The sequence below is a fragment of the Lacrimispora brassicae genome (assembly GCF_054772055.1).
Window position 1 is genome coordinate 41,124 of the sequence record NZ_BRYH01000008.1, and the last position, 21,327, is coordinate 62,450.

Annotated in this window: 6 protein-coding genes and 1 tRNA gene; 5 read left to right on the plus strand and 2 right to left on the minus strand. The window is 43.9% G+C overall.

The genetic code is table 11. From position 1 onward, the window contains the following. The first annotated feature begins 10 nt into the window (after positions 1-10). The 4 genes from ACYVD3_RS05025 (at position 11) to ACYVD3_RS05040 (ending at position 16,718) form a co-directional block, all read left to right on the plus strand. Positions 11-13,948 (plus strand): doubled motif LPXTG anchor domain-containing protein, encoded by a 13,938-nt coding sequence (locus ACYVD3_RS05025; protein ID WP_460641416.1) that lies wholly within the window; start codon positions 11-13, stop codon positions 13,946-13,948. Positions 13,949-14,125: 177 nt separating this feature from the next. Next, positions 14,126-15,460 (plus strand): NADP-specific glutamate dehydrogenase, encoded by a 1,335-nt coding sequence (gdhA, locus tag ACYVD3_RS05030; protein WP_460641417.1) that lies wholly within the window; start codon positions 14,126-14,128, stop codon positions 15,458-15,460. Positions 15,461-15,643: 183 nt separating this feature from the next. After that, on the plus strand, positions 15,644-16,531 hold the full coding sequence (locus tag ACYVD3_RS05035) for a DUF3881 family protein (protein ID WP_460641418.1): 888 nt from the start codon (positions 15,644-15,646) through the stop codon (positions 16,529-16,531). 113 nt (positions 16,532-16,644) lie between these two features. Further along, positions 16,645-16,718: transfer RNA gene (locus ACYVD3_RS05040), tRNA-Arg, on the plus strand. Between the two features lie 151 nt (positions 16,719-16,869). Here the strand turns inward: ACYVD3_RS05040 and ACYVD3_RS05045 are convergent. Together ACYVD3_RS05045 and ACYVD3_RS05050 are read right to left on the minus strand one after the other, a co-directional pair. Next, on the minus strand, positions 16,870-18,408 hold the full coding sequence (locus ACYVD3_RS05045) for an FGGY-family carbohydrate kinase (protein ID WP_460641419.1): 1,539 nt from the start codon (positions 18,406-18,408) through the stop codon (positions 16,870-16,872). 50 nt (positions 18,409-18,458) lie between these two features. Then, on the minus strand, positions 18,459-20,003 hold the full coding sequence (locus ACYVD3_RS05050) for an amidohydrolase (RefSeq protein WP_460641420.1): 1,545 nt from the start codon (positions 20,001-20,003) through the stop codon (positions 18,459-18,461). A 296-nt stretch (positions 20,004-20,299) separates the two neighbouring features. Here ACYVD3_RS05050 and ACYVD3_RS05055 point away from each other — a divergent pair, with 296 nt between their 5' ends. Then, a complete protein-coding gene (locus ACYVD3_RS05055; RefSeq protein ID WP_460641421.1) occupies positions 20,300-21,112 on the plus strand; it encodes a BtpA/SgcQ family protein in 813 nt (270 codons plus the stop codon). Positions 21,113-21,327: the final 215 nt, after the last annotated feature.

A 21,327-nucleotide genomic window follows, 5' to 3' on the forward strand; every position in this document is an offset into this window, starting at 1 on the left:
GGATAAAAGTATGAAAGGTGCAGTGAAGAAAGTGCATCGCTTAAAGAGGGCTATTGCCTGGTTATTGACGGCTGCGATTGTTGCGGGAAACATATCACAGATGTCTGTGATTACCAGCCATGCTTCGGAATTGGCAACGGATTCCCAAGCCAGTAAAACATTTACAGAGGTAAAAGTACAGGTTACACAAGCCGAGATAGAAAAGGTACTCTGTACCCAGGATTTTGATGATATTCCGGAACTAGATGAAGATATGATCCCCTATAAAGGAAATAAAAGAGAAGCCTTAACAGATAAGATTTATGAGTTGATGGAAGGAAGGACACTGATTAAGCAGGAAAAAGTAAGAAATGGGATGTATTTGGTTCTTGCTGATAATGATTCGGGCTCAGAGGATGACCTGTTCAGCCGCATCCACCTGATTGGAATAAATGGCTACAGTGATAGAGAATATTATTTCTGTCTACAGATCAAAGGGGATAGTATGCTTGTGAAGTCTGCGGTTGAGACCCAATACCAAATAGTAGGGGAAGATGAGGAAGAAGCCGTTGTTGAAATTCAGACCACAGCTCAGGATCCGGCAACTCCTGGTAATGCAAAAGCTGACCCACAGAATGATGAAAATGATACTGCTAAAGTGATTGAGGATGAAATAAAAAAGGAGACAGTTGGGGACGAAGTAGAAGAGGAAACGGTTGAGGAACCTGAGGAAATACAGACGGAACAGGAAGTTGAAGGGGAGGAACTGAAAGAAGTATCCATTTCAGCCAATAAAGTTGCAGTTGTAGGGAGTGCTGTTGAAAAAACGGATACTAAAGATGATTCTGAGCTTTCAGCTGAAGAAGAGAGAGAAGAAGATGTTAATTTAGAGGCTGCATCCTATAATGAGGAAAAGGCATTAGAAATTAAGGAAGATGTCAGTGATATCGGAGAATCAGTAAGTTCTGATAGTATGGAGGATACAAAGGAGAATGAGGAATTTACGGAAGAGAGTAAAGAAGCAGCTTCCGATCAAAGTAAAAGCGGCAGTGAAGGTAATTCTAATTCTGCTGATTTGCTTAATCTTTCTAAAGAAGAAAAAGAGGAAGCTTTATTTGAAGTCCGTACAGTAAAAGAAGAAACAGAGATTACGCCTGACAATATAAGTTTATTGATGGGAAAGACAAATGAACTGGAAGAAGGAAAGAAGAAAGTCAATTCCATCCAAAGATTACTACTTAATGTGGAAGAAGAGGATCTTAATAGCTATTATCAAATGTCGGTGGAAAGAAGCGGAATTACAGAACTGTCTGCGGATGTAAGCCTTAATAGCGATATATTCAGCCAGGCGAAAGAATTTTGGGGAGAAGGAACAGAAAATCCTAGAAGGATTGCAAATGTAAAGCTGAAAAGTGATCATACAGGGGATACAAAGGCGGGAGAGCCGTTTCATTTGACAGTTTCTTATGGATTATATGCCCGGCCTATTTATACATTCGGGGCAGGTTCTGTAAATTTTTATGATGAGATAGAGAATGCCTCTATCTCCATTACAGTTCCTTCCAAATTAATGATTAAAAGTGCAGGAAACCCGAAAGATAATGAGAATGGTACCCATACCTATGTTTTAAACATCGGGACAATGAAGTCTACGGGATCAAAAGAATTAAACGCTTTTTTTGCAGGAAATGGTGAAATTGCCCTTGGAAAAGAATATAGCGTGGATGCTTCTTCCGCTGTTTCGTTTACAGGAACCATTACAATTAAAGATCCTACTGGGCAAACGGATCGGGTTGAGCAATATAGGCTTACAGATGTGGGCATGGAGCAGGAAGAGGAGGAAGAAGATCCCCAGAATGATATACTTTCCTGGATCATGATTTCTCCGGACAGGTGGACCGTAACAAAGACCGTATTAAATAGTGACGGACAGGTCGAAGATATTGAAATTCCTGGTGAAGGTAAGAAAAAGGCTGTAAAGTTTGGATATGAGCTGGCTGTTGGGTTAAAAGTAAATGGCTCCATTCAATCGGAAGATAAATATTATTTTGAAATGGGGCGTGGGGCATTTGAAGAAGAAAGCTTTCTATTGAAGGACAGCGCTAAGTTTTTTAAAGTTCAGGAGAACAAATCGGTTACTCCACTTATGATGACCATAACTTCGGATAAAGGAGAAACTAAGGCAGCTTATAACACTTCCGAGATCACAACTGGTGTCTATAATAAAAAAGGATTTCATGGTTCCTCAACGGAATTGTATGAGGTTGATGATAATGCACCCAGCTATACAACTTACAAGGTAATGGTTTATTATCCATATGAAGAGTTTGAATTAAATTATTGGGATTCCCGTGTAAACGATGGAAAGACGTTTTCTGTTGAGAATCAGGCAGATATTTCCTATAAGTTTCATGGAAACGAAAAATGGGAAAATGCGGTATCCGAACCAGTAATCGGAAAGTATCAGTATGCAAAGGGCTTTCAGAGAATTACTATAAAAAAGAATCTGATTATACCTGTATTCGGAAGTGATAATTTTGATACTATTCCGTACAATAAGGAAAACGCAGTCCCTTATCCAGGTTTTTCTTCATTTTCTATTGAGAAAATGCAGAAAAATGGAGATTATGAGGAATATCCTATTGACAGAGTCATGACAGGAGGAAATGGACAGTTTATTCCTGTAGGACAGCTGGTGATAAATCCTCTTGAAGATAAAACTGATGGAGAAAAGGGTGTTCAGGGGGAAGACGGATCTATTAGTTTTTATGTAGAGGATGGGCAGTATCGGATCAGAGAAACCGTTGGCCCGGCCAATACTTTGATTGTGGAATCTTCTAAAACGGTTGATGTTCGGGGAAAAGACGGGACAGTTATATTTGACAATAAGGTAGTGAATAAAGGCGGTATCCAGTTTCTAAAGACGGGAGAAGTCTTTGAGAATAATGCTGTTTCAACGGAATTGATTCCTTTAAAGGATGCGGAGTTTGGGATTTATGAAAGTGCGGTTAGTACAGAGCCGATTATAAAGGCAAAATCTGATGAGAACGGCATCGTTAAGTTTTATCCCCTGGATGCCGGAAATTATGTAGTGAAGGAGCTGTCTGTTGCCGGAAATGAGTATCTGGCAAATACAGAAATTAATTACAATGTCACAGTTACCGATAATAAAATCTCAGGCTTATCCAATGTGGCGGACAATACGATTGTAAATAAGGCTAACCGTGCAGCTTTAAAGGTAACCAAATATTTAAAAGATTTCACGGTGCAGGAGGGAAACCAATATAAGAAGCTGAATGGTGATTACGGTGATTTTTCTAGAAACTTTGAGATACAAAGAAAGAATTCAGCCGAAGAGTGGGAGTCGGTTCCTGGATATGTTCTTATAGGGCTGGAATCATCCGGAAACGATGCCGGTACGTTTACTGTAACCCTTCCTGTTTATGAGAAGACGGAATCAGAAGTTTTGAATCCAATCACATATCGGGTCAAGGAAGAGATTCCGTCTAAATATACGGCAGAGACGATTTTCCAAGAGCAGACATATATAGAGGGTGCTACTGGAAGATCCGTTGTTTCCACTGCTTTTACCCTGGAGGAGGAATTAACAAGCCGGTCTGCCAGGAATGTTTCCATTAAAAATATTCCTAGGGGAGCATTGGAACTTATTAAGAAAAACGTGGAGTATAAAAGCCAGTTGGATGGAAGCCAGAAATTAGAGTTGTCTCTGGCGGCAGGAAGGAAATTTTATTTATTTAAGAAGATAGGCAATTCCTTTGAAATGATACCAAACAGTAATAATTTCTTTACAACAGATTCGGATGGAAAGGTATTGGTTCAAAATCTGGATGTTCAGGATGGCTCAGGAAATGAGATCAGTTACTATTGGTACGAAGCGGATCAGGCGGAAATGGAAAAGCTTTTTGGGTTTGATAAGGAGTACGCCCCGAACTCCACAGCAGCTGTACTTAAACAAGAAGAGGGAACCATTAATATTGGGGACGATATAATAATAAATGCGCAGCTAATTGGCCCATTCCAGGTACAGCAGCAGTCTAAGGTTTCTGGGTTTGCCTATAACGTTGTTCAGAAGGTTCCATATTGGGTTGTTAAAAGGGATGCTGTAAGTGGAGTGAAGCTCTTATGGGATAATAGTCAAAATGAGGATGAGAGGTTTCAATTCAAAATTTATGATATGAGTGATCAGGAGATTACAGTTGCTTATAATGATGGAAATCCTGCCTATCTTGAAATTGGGAAAAAGTATAAGATCCGTGAAAGTTATCATCCCAATAGCTACTCTGATTACAAGGGAGAGTTACTTCAAAAGGATGATAAGGGATATTATTATTATCAGATTATTAATTTAAGCGACTTTAAGGAAATCAATCTGGATTCAACTACAATCTCTTCTGATAAAAATGAGAGCTATTCCATTGAATTTAAGAATGAACCAAAGAAACTGTTTAAAATAGAAAAGTTTTTAAAGGACAGTTTTGAAGATCAGGGAAATACTTCGGAGGAAATAAAATTCGGCCTTTATACAGCAGAGGAGAGTGATGGTAAAAAAATATTTAGGTCTGCAACTCCTACAGAGTTTGAAGCTGGAAAGTCTTACTGGGTGGATCCTGGAACTTATTATATAAAAGAAATTCAAATTCCAAAGGGTTATATAGATCCGGCTTTTTATCTCAACGAAGGGGTAGGAAGTATTTTAGAAACTCCCTATTATAGGAACAAAGATGGTGTTTACTATGGTCCCATTAAAATATTAGAGACTGAAACTGAGACTGTAGCGGCCTATGTTGAGAATGTTAAAAATACAGGATATGCGGAAGCCTATAAATACGACACTACTAAAATGAATCCATCCAATCCGGATGCTGGAAGGATCGGTTTGGGAACCAGGATTGGTCTCTACAAAGAGAAAAATAATGAACTGCCTGCTGAAGGGAGAACTGCGGATAGTAATTTAGCCGAGGTAGATACTCTTGTTATTAATAATTCAGATGGCATTGCCCATTTCCAAAAAGGATATCCGGTCTACGACGAAAATGGCAATAAAATCACTTATGTTATAAGAGAGATAACACCTCCGGAAGGATATGATCTGGATCCGATACGCTATGAGCTGCAGTTGGAGCCAGGAAAAACTATTAACAAGGATGGAAATCAGAAGTCTATTGCATTTTATGATAATCCACTACAGATACTTACGGTTTATAAGTACTGGCACAGTATATGGGAATCTAAATTCCATGAGATGTATAATGAGCTTTCAGGAATAAAGCTTGCCCTTTATGTTCAGGAACCAGATGGCGATGATATGACTTATGTTCAGACCATGGAAACACAGGAGGATGGAAGCGCTGTATTCAAGGGGAAGGCTGGAAAAGGGCTTGACCGTACAAAGAATTATTATGTAATTGAAGTATATGGTGATCCTGTCTATGAATTGCCTTCTGGTAAGATTCCGCTTCTGAATAAGGGAGAGCTGATTGAACCCGAGAAATTAAATGTTAAGGATATAAACCAATATAATCATGTTTTATTTAAAGCATTGCCTGAGACAGACGAAAGTAAGAGCCGGATCGGAAAACTGTATAATGAGGAATCCTGGGTACAATTTAATCTGCATAAATATGCTGAAAAGGAGATTGCTTCCCAAAAAGATGAGAACTATACGGAAGAGATTATAATCGATGGAAAGCTTTATTATGCGAAAGAGCTGGATCAAAGGGAAAATGTCAATGGAGCCAGATTCGAGCTTTATGGGCAGGATATTGCAGGTACTACTTTAGATCCGGCCAATATGGGTGAATTAATTGGAACCTATGAGACGGGAACCAGGCTGAATAATGCCGGAGATCAAATGGCCGGAGAATTTATGACTACCATCTTAAAGCCCGGCAGAGTTTACTGGTTAAAAGAAGTCAATGCCGGACCTGGCTATACAATGGGAGATGATGCAAAGATTTTCGCCTTTGTTCCCAAAGGCCAGGACTATGATAAGCTGGATAATGTGGAAATTATTCCTTATGGGAAAAATGAAGTGACTTCTGCAGAAGCTTATAATTATAAGAACGGTCCCGGAGTAGGGCAGGAAGATATCTGGCTGGCATATGTTAAACTGAATAAATGGCTGAAAACAAAAGATGGAAGTTCAGAGTTAAAGCCTCTTGGGGGAGTTACCTTTGAACTTAGGATTGCAGGGAAACAGTATGCAGTGCTGGAAACAGGGCTGGACAATGATTTTAAGGATTCAAATCAAGTGCCAACAGGGCAGGCCATGTCAGGACTTTTAAATTATGATAAGTTGAAGGAAGACCTTATAGCCCGTAAGGATGCAGGAAATATAACCCAGGAGCAGTTTAATTCATTTGTAAATGAAGCGGAACATACTATTAAAGTTGAACTGGTGGAAGTAAAGGCGCCGGAGCGGGTGGAGCTTTTAAAAGAAAGTTATTCTTTAACCGTAGAATTTAATAGAAGCGGCAAGGTGAATGCGCGGTATTTCTATGCAAATGGTACTGGTATACAGTTAATTAACAATCTGGTGACAGGTTATCCGGTTACCGTGCGTACCTGGGGCTATCAACCAAATGATGATATGTTTGGGACAGGAAAACCCCGGATTAACGATCAGTTACTGGAAACTAAATCTGATCTGGGAGCAAAATTCTTAAGCGGTGTGACTTTGACTCTTTACAAATACAATGCCGTGACGGATAAATATGAAAAGTATCAATATGAGAATGGTAAGACCGATATCAGCACGAATTCCGGTGAGTATATTTTTAAAGAAGGACTTCCAAAAGGAAAATACCAATTGGTTCAAAATAGTTTAGGAAGTAACTCCACGTATTATAACATGTACCCAAATGGATCATATTTCAGATCCTTTACGGTGGAGCAAACCCAAAACGTAGTAAATCTGTATAATCCAGAGTTGCCTTCTTTAAAAGTTACGAAGCAAACGCTGCAGAATGACGATGTTGACCTTACCGGCGTGAGTTTTGAACTGGCTGGAAAAACAAAGCTGACAAAGAAGATTGAAAATGGAAGTAAATATGCATTTTTTGGAAATATCCAGCCTGACACTTATACTCTTAAGGAACTCACAGGCAATAATCAGGTGTCTTCTAGTTATTTAAGTATTTTTAATCCTACGAATCTGATCATAGGATACGAAAGAAAGAATGCTGGCGGTGTGTACTTAGAGAAATTGAAAAACAGTATTCCAATCAGTAACGAAGGGAAATATTTATCCGTAATTACAATAAGGGATCCCAGGAAGTCATCTTTAACTCTAATAAAGCAGGAGGCAGAAACAAATGAATTACTGGCAGGGGCGAGGTTTAAATATCAGCGTGCAGATTTCAGAAGTGAGGATTTTAATACAGTAGAAGGCATTACCACGTTTAAATATACGGATGGTCCGGTCAAGGATGCCATACTTCTGGCACAACTGGAAACAATGGCTTGGGGGATCATGAGCAGTGAATCCAGTTCTACATCCGTAACTGGTGAGGTGACATTTGGAAATCTTGATCCGGGATGGTACAAAGTCATGGAAACAACAGCACCAAAAGGATATGAAGTCAGCGAGACAGTCCATTATGTAGCGGTTACGGCAGATACAACAGGTTCCTATATCTCCGTAACCAAAGATGAGCCATTTAAAGACAAAAAGCATGTGGAGACTCTGTCCATAACGAAGAATCTTGACTTTGGAACTGCCGACCATCAATTACCGTCATCTGCTCCAAAATCTATAAGTTTTAGCCTCTATATTGGTACTGCTGGTGAAAACAATGTGTTTATAGGCACTGATACAGGAAAAAGAGCAACCATATACCAATCCGGTTTTGAGAGCCAGGAATCTGCAAAAACCAGCATTTCAGACATCCGCCAGCTAACGGATTCTGAGATAAACCAGGGTTTGGCCTATTATTTAAAAGAAACTGTAGATGATAATAATAAGGCCCTATGGCAGGTTTCCGGTGCAATCCAGAATGGGAATGACCTCCCCATCACCTCAGATGGTTATATTCGTCTTTCTGGTTTTAATTCTCAGGAATCGATCGCAGTCAGTATTACAAATAAATATTTAAAAGCGGATGTGACCATTAAAAAGGTTGACCGGAATCAAACGGATATGTTGCTTAACGGAGCGGAATTTAAGATTTATGACAGCAATGGGACTGGTGCAAATGGTGAACCAACCGGAAATGTACTTGGATCCTCTATTGAAGCGGAAACAGGTATCTATCAGATAAAGGGGATTCCTCTGACCAGTCTGGAAGGAAATCGATATTACATTTTTGAAACAAAGGCACCTTCCTATTATGTTCGTAAAACAGAACCTGTGGAGATAAACCTGCTTCCGGGAGAGAACATGATACCTGAGATGAATCCTAACCTTGTGATCACAAATGAAAGCGGTGTGGATGTGAGCCTGATCAAATATGCAGATTTAAAAGATAAGATTAAGGATACCGCGAAGGGCATACAGGAAAGCGATGTAGTATTTAATCTGTATTCCACCACAGCATTGGATGATGGCAACGCAGTCTGGAAGCTGGAAAAGGAAAATTGTACACCAGAACAGACGGCATCAGGACGACTGGAGTGGAAAGGCCTGTCTGTTGCTGGCGGAAAAACTTATGCGGTCTATGAGAACCCGATCATGAGCGGTAAATATGAAAATTACACGCTTCATTCCGTTTATGGGGATCATTCTCTGCCAGGGGCTGTAAGGGTTGTAAGCGCTTTGACTGAAGATAGCGGAGGAAAGCTCAGAACACTTCATGTGCTGGAAGGAATGGGTGCAGGATCAGTTTATACCTTCAGGGCATATGATAAACCGGCACAGAAAGTTATTATCCGCAAAGTAGATTTTGATAAGGTCTCAGGAGTCAAACCCACAGCTGTGTTTGAAGTGCGGGCAGAGGATGGAACCATTGTAAAAAGCAATATAAGAACCATAGCAGTTCATGGAATGCCGTATACCGAGGCAGTTATTCAACTGGAAGAAGGCACATATCGGCTGGCGGAAACGGAGGCAGAGAAGGATTATTCCCTGATGCCAGATGATGTTCGAGTCATCAGCAATGAGCTCATAAAGATTCCTGAAGATGGAAATCAAAACACCTACTATTTTACCAATATGAAGGTCAACAACAACCTGGGAGTTACAAAGAATCTAAAGATTCCGGACCAGAAGCTGAATAGTCTGTGGTGGAACGATAACCAGACTGTAACTTATCAGATTACACCAGACGTAAAGAATGATTCTGCCTTGACCGAATTTAAGGTTTGGGATGAAGGGCTCGTAATGGTTGACAGCCAGGGGAGGGAGTTGAATGCGGCAGGAGCCGAAGGAAACTGGTATACCAATGGAAAATATACATTTAGCATGGTTAAAATTCCTGTACCTGTGGAAGGAAGCTATCTGAAGGATAAGGATGGTGTGGAAATAAAATCCGAAGATATTGGAAGGATCACTGCAAAAGTCACCTTTGAATATTTTGGAGGAGAAAAAGAGATAATTTCTGGAGTGGTAAAACAGAATCTTGGCACTGACGGCCTTTGGACGGTGAAGCCCTCTAAGGCAGGCAAGGTAAAAGCTTTTTCAGTTGATTATTATGACACGGTTGTGCAGGAGAGAACCGGTCAAAAATACAGCCTTGGCCAGGATTTTGTTCCAGGCACCATTGAAGTTGAAGCTGTGATTAATCAGCAGAAAGTTACGGATGAAGATCAGCAGCCAGAGGCGGTTTCAATCGTACGAAACATTGCAAAAACTCAAATGACATATATTTCTTATGATGAAAAAGGAATCAGCAGTGTTCAAAGCCGTGATGCACAGTCTAGTACAGAGGTTTCAGTACTGGAACCGGATCTTCCAACCGTAGTGATCGGGTTGTCTGTTAAAAACCAAACACATCCGGATGCTGAAGAAGGCCGCATTGAGATTGGAGATGTTCTGCAGTATACCATGACATTGGAGAATGTCAGCAATGAAAACATTAAGAGTCCAATGATGAGCCCTCAATTTCTGAACAAATTACCCAAGGGGGCGGTGCCGGATTTAAGTACGGTTAAAGTAACAACTAAGGATAAGGTGCTGAACTATAACACGGATGAAATAGTAACTGCGGTTGACAGCGAAGGCTACACCTACCTTTATGTCCCTCTTAAAGGAGAGTTCAAAAAGGGAGATTTCGTGACCATTACCTTTGAAACAAAGGTTACCAGTGCCGTTATCAACAACGGCAGCGAAGTAAGAGATGCCATGTATGTGACCAGCACATCTCAAAGAGCGGCATTTACCAATAATTATGGAGGTGCAACTTTTAAGGTGTGGAACCGGGAGCAGGGAATCGACGGTTGGCCGGGAACCGTTACCGGAACGGGTGTGGAAGAGGTTGCGAAAGGGATGGGATTAAAAGAAAATAATGGCTATGCCACCACATTTGTTAAAAATACTTTCAGCACGGACAGTGCGGTAACGCTTTTGAAGGAAGGCCGGGGAGATATGGATGTTCAGTCAGGAACCGGTTTTGTATCAGGGCTTGATAGTGCAAAAGTAACCAGAGACGGTTCAATAAAATATCATCTGATCACAAAAAATACTGCAGATAAAACTGTAGTTACAAGGCTTCGCGTCCTGGATATGCTTCCCAAACTCATAGACAAGGAAAATTATGATGGACAGAAGAGAGGCAGTGAATGGCAGTTTGACTTTATTCCGGGAACTATTAAGCTTTATATTGCCTCTGGAGATGAACAGACCGGAACCCAGGTAGGTGGTTTTAAAACGTATTATCTGTCCGAAAATGAAACACTAAGAAAAACTGTTCTATCAAATTATGCTGACCCGGAGACAGCCAAATGGGTTACTGATCCTCAGAAGGTGGACGGAAGAATTTCAGCCATTATGGTGGATACGGAAGGAAGTGTGATCTTAAAACCGGGTGACAGGCTGATTGTGGAATATGATGCATCTGTTCAGGAAATAAAGGAAGAAAAGGATTTGGAAAAGGTCGCCTATAAGTATTCGGTAAATGATTTTTCCATTCAGTATTATTACAAGGATGATCCGAAGGATTCCGTAGAAAAAATGAACGATTATCCAATGACCAGTAATCTGGTTCAGGCAGTTCTTGTTCCGGGCCGTGTGGGCGTTGGTGGGCGCATTTGGATTGATGCTAATGGAAATGGCATTCAGGATGACAGTGAGTTTGATACGGAGACAGATTTACAGAAGCTTATTGATGTAGATTATTTTAATGTGGCCTTAAGAAGTACTGGAGAGGAAGAAAGTTATACTCCGGCTAAAAAAGGTAAGATTCCGGAAAATCCACTGGAACAGGTATCTGCGAAACCAGAAGGAATATTAAACAAAACCGGTGAATATTTATTCTCCGGACTTCTGGCGGCACAGCCCAATGATGAAAGCAGGCTTTATACTCCGGTCGGTGACGGCAAAGAGCATAATTCAATTCGTAATATTCTGAACGGCAATCAGCTAAAAGGGGCGGAACCTGAACTCCACAAGCTTCTGATCTCTACCCAGGGGGAGGAAAGTGCTGACATTATTCCGGGAATGATCCTGGAGAAGTCTCCCACTACCATGAAGGGCAACACAACCTTAGTCTCAAATTCAGAAGGAGGAAAATCCAGGAGGCCGGGAGAGCTTGACCGGTATCCCGATGAGGCAAAAGACAATAATTATATTGGTTCAGGAAGGGAATATCAGTCAGAAACGTTTTTCCTATGGGCGGATAATACTTCTTGGGATAGGACCAAGGACTTTGGTGTGATTCCATACAGGAACGTCACTGTTAAAAAAACAGGAATGGCGGGAGAAGTCATAAAGGGTGCAAGGTTTACCATATATGGTCCTTTTGCTCCATCGGAAGAGATTGTAAAGGATCCTGAAAAATTCATCTATCCTGGGGAAAATCAGGATAATCGGACAGATGAAAACGGTTATCTGAATGAGATACCAAAGCTTTTATATTACATGAATTACCTGATCGTGGAGGAAGAGCCGGCACCGAATTATGTGCTTTCTGGTGCATCGGCAAATTTAGACAAATATCAGGAAGAAGAATCTGCCTGGGTTTTGAATGCCGGAACTATAATGGTGGAAATTAAGAATCAGTACGAAGCAGGAACACTGATTTTTGATAAGATTGATGAGAGTACCGGAAGAAGTTTGGTTGGTGCGGTTTTCAGTATAACCAAGGCGACCGACCAGGGCAGCGAATTTGAAAATACTGCAAATTCGTCCGGCACCTTTGCAAAGGAAATTGCGGGAAGGAGTGGAGAGGAAAAGGAAGTCATGGGTATTACGGATGTTCGCCATGATAAAGGAGTCCTATATTTTACAACGACCGGAAAGCAAATCAGAATTGATGGAATACCAAATGGAAAATATATACTGAAAGAAGAAAAAGCACCGGATTCTTATAATAGCCTGATTGATCAGAACGCCTATAGCTTTACCGTAAAAGGAAATAATGAAGTAGTCTTATCGGGGACAGATGGTAACAGTATAGTCAATTCCCGGGGAGCATTTGAACTTAGCTGGATCAAGAAAGACACTTTTGAACAAAGGCTTGAAAATATGGAATTTACTGTTGAAGGCCCGGGAGAATATGACAGAATTCTGGGATTCAAGCGGTTCAAACCAAATGAAAATGCAGGGATTAAGACTATTAAAACCGATGAGACGGGAAGGATTGCGCTGAATGTTACGTTTGGGGATTATAGGATAACAGAGAAGCCCGCACTTGGATATAAGCCCATTGATGCCTTTTATATCAGGGTAGATGAAAATGGAGCTGTTAGTCTTGTTCCGGACCAAGGAGAGCTTTCTTATGTGAAATTTGGGTCAGATGAAGCTGATTTCATCGTTATTAATACACCTGATACCGGGGTTCTTGAAATGGAAAAGGTGGATGGTGAAGAAGCAGGCAAAAAACTGACAGGTGCTGAATTTAAGCTCATAGGGCAATCAGAGGTGCCTGGAGCATGGGACGCATATGTCAATGATCCATCGAAAATAATGGGAAGAGGAATAGAATTTCTCTCAGATACGGATGGAAGCTCAAGCTCAATTAATTTCCGAATTACCGGTACAGATGGAATTTTAGGATTTCAAAATAACGGAACTGGTTTGATATCAAATTTACCGTTCGGAAAATACCGTCTGACAGAAACCAAGGCACCGAATGGGTATCTCCTTGGAACCACCCCATGGACAGCAGAATTTACCATCAATGACGCCAATAAGGAAATCCGGTATACCACGCCAGGGCTGTTTGAAAAAACCAATGGAGCCATAGCCAATATGCCGTCTAAGATCATTGTGGTGAAAACCAATGCGGTCTATGCGGATGTAAAGTTAAAAGGCGCTGAGTTCATCCTGAAAGCTTCTGACGGAAGATATGTGAAGCTGGAAAACGCCTCCTTTGCCGGGTATACGGACGACAGGGCAGCAGCAGGAGCCTTTGTGACCGACAATGACGGACAGTTTGTAATAAAGAGGCTGCCAAAGGACACCTACACATTCCTTGAGACAAAAGCGCCTGCCGGGTATTATATCAACAATAATATCCCTCCTGTGACCCTGGATGGAGTCAACAGCTTTACCATCACCATTCAGGATGAGAGGATCAGAGGCGGCGGAGGCTCATCAGGAGGAGGACCTTCCGGAAGGGATAACCCAGGCGGTCCAGGTGCTGCGGTGACAATCCTGCCGGATCAAGTGCCTCTTGCCAGCCTGCCTGGCGACGGATCCGTGGATCTGTTAAATATTGATGACGGAAACGTACCTCTTGCCAAGCTGCCTAAGACAGGCGACCGGCAAAACGCCGCCGGTAAGGTAATGGTGGCCTTATCCGGCTTCATGATGGCTCTTTATGCGGCACTTAGCAAAAAGAAAAAAGAAAATTAAGAAAATAAAGGAAATCTGTTTATTGACTTTATTAAATGAACTTGTTATAATTTTTTAGAAGTTATGACAAGGCAAAGGGGCCGGAACTCACAAAAGTTCTGGCCCCTTTTTGCCCTTTTTAAGGAACTTAGTCATATATGGGAAGAATGTATAAACCAATCCAAGGAGGAAAAAATTATGTCATATGTGGATGAAGTCTATGACAGAGTCGTAAGCCAGAACCCAGGGGAAGCCGAATTTCATCAGGCCGTAGAAGAGGTCCTTGATTCCTTAAGGCTTGTCATTGATGCCAATGAGGAGAAATACCGCAAGATGGGCCTTTTAGAGCGCCTTGTGGAGCCGGAGAGAGTCATTTCCTTCCGCGTGCCGTGGGTGGATGATAAGGGGCAGGTACAGGTGAACAAGGGATTCCGTGTCCAGTTTAACAGCGCCATCGGACCGTACAAGGGAGGCCTGCGCCTTCATCCTTCCGTTAACCAGGGGATTTTAAAATTCCTGGGCTTTGAGCAGGTATTCAAAAATTCCCTGACCGGTCTTCCTATTGGAGGCGGTAAGGGAGGTTCCAACTTTGATCCTAAGGGAAAATCAGATAGAGAAGTTATGGCCTTCTGCCAGAGCTTTATGACCGAGCTGTCCAGATACATCGGGGCTGATCAGGACGTTCCTGCCGGTGATATCGGTGTGGGAGCAAGGGAAATCGGATTTTTATATGGCCAGTATAAGAGGCTGACAGGCTTATACGAGGGAGTTCTTACAGGTAAGGGCTTAACCTATGGAGGTTCCCTGGCACGTACCCAGGCTACCGGATATGGCCTTGTATATATCCTTGATGAGATGTTAAAGCATAACGGCAAGGAGCTGGCCGGCAAGAATGTGGTCATCTCCGGTTCCGGAAACGTAGCCATCTATGCTACGGAAAAGGTAGAGCAGTTAGGCGGCAAGGTTATCGCTTTAAGCGATTCCAACGGTTATATTTATGACAAGGACGGAATTGATCTTAACCTGGTTAAGGAAATCAAGGAAGTACGCCGCGGACGTATCAAGGAATATGCAGATGCTATTCCAACGGCCGTTTATACCGAAGGAAATGGAATCTGGAGCATCCCATGTGACATTGCCCTTCCATGTGCAACACAGAATGAATTAAACCTGGATGATGCAAAAGTGCTGAAATCAAACGGATGCTTTGCAGTTGCCGAAGGCGCCAACATGCCGTCTACCAGAGAAGCAACGGATTTCTTCTTGGAAAGCGGAATGCTCTTTATGCCGGGTAAGGCAGCCAATGCAGGCGGAGTTGCAACTTCTGCCCTGGAGATGAGCCAGAACAGCCAGAGGCTTTCCTGGACCTTTGATGAGGTGGATAAAAGGCTTCACAGCATCATGGTGGATATTTACGCAAAGACGGCTTCCGCAGCAGAGCGTTACGGCGCAAAGGGAAATTATGTGGCTGGCGCAAACATCGCCGGCTTTGAAAAAGTCGTTGATGCCATGACGGCACAGGGAATCGTATAAGAAAATCAGGGGTCCGTTCCTTTTAAAAAAGGAACCGGCCCCAATTTTTAAATTTAGAAAATTATGCTGGCATTCTCATCATTTATAGTATATAATAATCGGTAAGGCTTGAGGCGGAGTGTTCTTCGCCTTATTGTTTTCCTGAAAAATATACTAGAAAAACAGAAAGCAGGTGATGATCCTATGCATAAATTCTTGAGAACCATTGGTTTCAGCCTTTATCAAAAAGACAGGGAGATAGAAAAGTTATTGGATAAGCTCTGTGAAGATTTGTCCGGCATGAAACGGATTCAGATTGATGAGGAATCCAACCTTTGCGAGCTTCGCAGGGAAGTGGCTCCGGGTATGGGGATTGCTATCTTTGGAGAGATGGACCGGGAAGGGAATTTTCAAAGAAGCTATTATTATCCGTATTTGAAAAGCAATGATGTGACATCTGAAGTATCCTGTTCCGTTCAGCGTCATACGGAGCGAGAGACTTACGCCGGCCTTATGGATGAATTTAAGGTGGGGATTTCCCTCATATTTTATATAGATAATTCCTTTGAATGCAGGGAACGGATCATTGATCATCACCCTATGGATACCAAAGATGTCTGTCTTACGGGCCTTGCGGTAAGCGGAAAAATTCTTCTTCCCATTCAAAAAACAGAAACCCAGAGGGAAAAGGCCAGAGTGGAGGCAAAAGACCGTAATACGCTTTTAGAGGCGGCAAAGAACGGTGATGAAGATGCCATGGAAACCCTTACCATTGAAGACATTGATTTATATTCCCAGGCTTCCAGAAGGGTGATGAAGGAGGATCTGTATTCCATCATTGATTCCTGCTTTATGCCCTGCGGCGTGGAATGCGACCAGTACTCCATTATCGGAGAGATCATAAAGATAGAGGAGAAGAAAAACCAGATCACCCAGGAAGAGGTTTATGATTTCACATTGGAGTGCAGTGACCTTACTTTCCATGTCGTAATCGCCAAAAAGGATCTGACGGGAACTCCGGAGGTCGGGCGCAGGTTTAAGGGGCAGATTTGGATGCAGGGAATCGTAAATTTTACAGAGCAGGTGGAATAAATATAAAATTATCTTGACGAAATGTGGGATTGTGAATATAATAGTAGACGGACCGTAAAGGAACGGAGAAGAGAAAAACCATTCTGCCCATGTCTTTACAGTTTCACATAGGAGTTTCCGTAGCTCAGCAGGATAGAGCGTCCGCCTCCTAAGCGGAAGGCCAGCGGTTCAAATCCGCTCGGGAACATCATAAAAGACATATCTTCCACCAAGTGGGAGGTATGTCTTTCTTTTGCGAAAAATCATGTTATTATTGATTCTATTTGTGCCCGGCGGGCTGTCAATTATGGCGGCCCACCGGGCACAAAGAATTGTCAGACATACTTTTTTCGCTGCTGTTACTGCTGCGCCAGCGCATGCATGAGTTCGGCTGTAGCTGGATAAAGCCTGTCATATATATCCTGGTATACCGTGTAGGTTTCATGTTTTTTCGAGTCAGGCCGATAGGTTTTGCCGGGCTTGATAAACTTGGTCAGAGCCGCGAAATCCTCAAATCCGGGATACTTTACGGCAGTGGCTGCCATCATGGCATCCCCAAAGCTGGCGCCAATGGTCACAAGCGGCGTGTTAATCTCCTTGCCAGTCACATCTGCCACAATCTGCATCCATAATGGATTTTGCACGCCGCCTCCAACTGCGAATATCTGGTCGATTATTACGTTGTGGTGGGCTTCCATAAGGTTTAGCTGCTGGTTGACGGAGAATGCCACGGATTCAAGGGCGCTGCGGTACATGTGGGCTCGGGTGTGGGCCAGGGTCAGTCCCAGCAGGCAGCCTCTGGCCAGGGGATCATTGATGGGAGTACGCTCACCGGCGAAATAGGGCAGTGTGATCAGCCCGTCACTTCCCGGTGCAATTTGATCAACACCCGCCATCATGGTCTGATAGGCATCCGGACCGCCAGCCCCCTCGATTGCCAGGGCATCCGGGAATAGGGTGTCACGGTACCATTTGGTCAGGGAACCGGCTGCGTTGGTCCCTGCGGAAATGTCACAAAGGCCCGGAACGATAAATTCTTCCCGCCACAGGCGGTCGTCGTCCACCAGTTCCTTTGTTCCCAGAATCATGTAGATGGAAGAACCGAACTGAATCATCATCTTGCCGGGAGCCACCACGCCGATGCTGATGGCCTCCGCACCGGAATCATCGGTTCCCGTAATGACCGGAGTGCCCTCCTTCAGGCCGGTTTCTGCTGCCGCCCAGGCAGTCACGCTGCCTGCGATCTCGTTAGCCTCTTTGATCTCTGCCAGTTGGTCGGGGCGGCAGATAGGAGCGCACAGTCCTGGGTTGGGCGTTCCGTCCCGGTCGTACAGGGGATTGAAGCTGGACAGTCCCAGGAACCGGTCTACTACATAATTTCCTGTCAGCCTGGCGGTGATGAAGGTGGAAGCTGTGATGAATTTGTGTGTTTTTTCATAGACCAGGGGCTCATTGTTCTTGATCCAGAGAATCTTGGGCATCACATCCGAGGAACAGAGAAGCCGTCCGTACCATTTCTTGATCTGTTCCTCACCGTAAAGCTCTGTCAGTTGTGCCATCTCCCTGGTGGCCCTGGAGTCGATGCCATAGAGGATAGCTTTTCGCAGCGGGCGGCACTGTTCGTCCACAGGCAGGCAGTCCGCACCCAGTGCGCTGGCTCCCACAGCCAGAATGTCCCCAGGGTCTGCCTGGGTGTCTGCGATCAACTGCCGGCTGATGGTACAAAAGTCCCCCCACCAATCCTTATCTGCATCGTGCTCATAATGGCCGGGCCTGGGATTGGTCATGGCGTGTTCTGTAGTGCTGGTGGCGATAATGTTACAGTCCTGGTCGATCAGTACGCCTTTGCTGGAGTTGGTTCCAGTGTCAATACCCATAAAATATTTTTTGCCGCTCATGTTTACCTCCATAAGAAATTAATTCATTTTCTTTTAATTCTTAGATTTCTTCAGATCGTACGATGGACAATTTTTCCGTCTACCAGTGTCAGGCATACTTTGATACCTCGCACCTGGTCCATGGGAGTCTCAAACACATTCCCGTCCAGCACTGTGATATCTGCCAGATTGCCGGCTTTAAGGGTGCCCAGTTGGGATTCGCAGCCCAGATTGTACTGGCCTCCGTAGGTCCAGGCCTTTAATAACTCGGCTGTGGTCAGAGTGTTCTCCTCGTTGAAGGGAACACCTCCTTCGGGGAACAGGGCACCTACCGTGTGGTAGATGGACTCAGGAATATCGTCGTAGAGCAGCGGCAGATCCGTGCCACAGGAGATCGTCACACCGCTGTCAGCCATTTTCCGGCGATTCCAGTAGTTTTTGCCGCGTTCCAGGCCGATCTTCTCCTGAATCATTGCCAGCTTGCCGTCCCGGTCTGCGATGGACATGATCTGGGGATAGACCTCCGCCACTACGCCGAGAACCCCCATGCGCTCCAGATCAGTAGGATCCGAGCACTCCAGGTCTGTGATCGCATGACGGTTTTTTACCTTGCCATCTGGTCCCCTTTGGCACTGGTCAAAGATATCCATGGTCCTGCAGATGGCTCTATCGCCCTGCGCATGGAGAGAAAAACGGAAGTTCTCCCTGTCGGCTGCCAGGGTATCCCTTCTTAAGCCTTCCCAGTCAATATCCTTGGCACAGCAGGTATCCGAGCAGAGATAGGTAGACTTCATTTCGCCTTCCATCTGGCTGATAGATCCATCGGTCATCTGGTTATAGCCTGAGAAATGTACGAAATTGCCGGGGAAGGAATCCCGCATCTTTTTTCCGTATTCCAGATTCATGGGAAAGCCTACGGGCTGGCTCATGAAATGCACTCTGGCGGTCAGGGCGTTCTCCTGTTCTAATTTCTTCAGTTCTTCTGTAAAACCGTAGAAATCGTCAAAGCCCATTTCCTTGACAGAAGTAATTCCCCTTGAATTCAGCATGGACAGATATTTCCTGAATTCCGGTACGGAAAATTCCTTTTGTCCCAGAATATACTTCAGAAGGCGCCAATAGCTTTCTGACCAGCAGGTATCCGGGGTGAAACGGTACTCCCTGTGGGCGGCGCTGTTCATATAGCAGCTTTCCCCTCCCTCCATAAAGAGGATGGCGGGCACATCCCCGAATTCCTGGTCCAGTCGGTCATAGCTCAGCTCCGTAAAGCCGGGGCGTACCCCTCTTGCAAGCACTGTTGCGCCGGGGGCCAGGGTTTTCTGGTAAGCCTTAGCCTCTGCTACCGTCTGGTCCGCGTTTTGGCATGCGCTTAAATCAGCACCTGTGATGGTCAGCAGATATCCGTTGAAGAAGCAGTGCACGTCCGTAAAGCCCGGACAGATTAGCCGGTCTCCCAAATCCAGCACATGGGTGTCCGGTCCGGCGTACTCAGCCCCGTCAGAGGGACCTGCAGCCAGGATGCGGTTGCCTGATATGGCGACGAAGCCTGCTTCCGGGGCGGAAGCAAGGCCTGAGAAGACTGCGTTGGAGCGTAATAGAATGTCAGCTTTCTGCAAAATACAACCTCCTTTGATAAAGATAGTGATTTTAATAAGTTATCAATAATTTCATACCAAATCTGGAGCCATCATAACACAGCAGAAATTTAGATTCAATCGAAAAAAGAGTTTTGCAATAATATTTGTAATAAAAGTAAAAAAATATGCATAAAAATATACAAATTACACAATTTATAAAATTAAGTGGGTGAAAAAGTCGGAATGATGTTGACATTGACTCTCTCGTTTGATATTGTAAAAGTGGTATTGAAATATTGTAAACATATATATTGAATTGGGAGGAAATAACACATATGCTTTGGACTGAAGAAATGTTTCACACGAAAAAACCAATTATTGCCATGCTGCATCTGGATGCCCTTCCGGGAGATCCCAGGTATTCTCCGGATAATGATATGAAGATAACTGTGGCACACGCCAGAGCGGATCTTAGAGCACTGCAGGAAGGCGGTGTGGACGGGATTCTGTTCTCCAACGAATTCAGCCTTCCATATGAGCGGAATATGAGCTTCGTCACGCCTGCCAGCATGGCGCGGATCATCGGAGAACTGATGAGTGAGATTAGAGTGCCATTTGGAGTGGACTGCATCTCAGACGGTCTGGCCACTCTGGAGCTGGCTGCTGCCGTAGGCGCCGATTTTGTGCGGGGAACCTTCTGTGGCGTCTATGTGGGAGACGGCGGACTGTACAATAATGACTTTTCAAAGCTTCTGAGGCGCAGGGTGGCCCTGCCCCTTGAAAAACTTAAGATGCTCTATTTCATCAACCCCGAATCTGACAGGAATCTGGATACCAGACCGCTGAAGGATATTGCCAAGTCCACGATTTTCAAGGCCCATCCGGACGGGTTATGCATCTCCGCCTCGGCCGCCGGGCAGGATGTGGACGATGAGCTGGTGGCACAGGTGAAGGCAGCAGCTCCGGAGGTGGTGGTTCTGTGTAATACAGGGTGCCGCAGGGACACAATAGAGCAGAAACTGGCTACAGCGGATGCTGCGGTGGTGGGGACTACATTTAAGGAAAACGGGGATTTCTTCGCACGCGTGGACGCAGCACGCGTGAAAGAATTCATGGAAGTGGCAAAAGCATACCGGGAAAGCCTATGAACAGAAAACTGATTGCAATGGATTTGGACGGAATGGCCGGAAGGCATGTGCGTGAAGACTAATTAAAAAGATTGGGTTGGAGGCGAGAAGCCATCGCCCGCTGGGCTGTATACAACAGAAGCCGGCGAGTGATGGCTTTTTTTGGTTTGAAAATATCTTGCATATATCTGATGGAAAGATTTGATCTTAAGAGTGATTGGCTTAAAATCAGATTA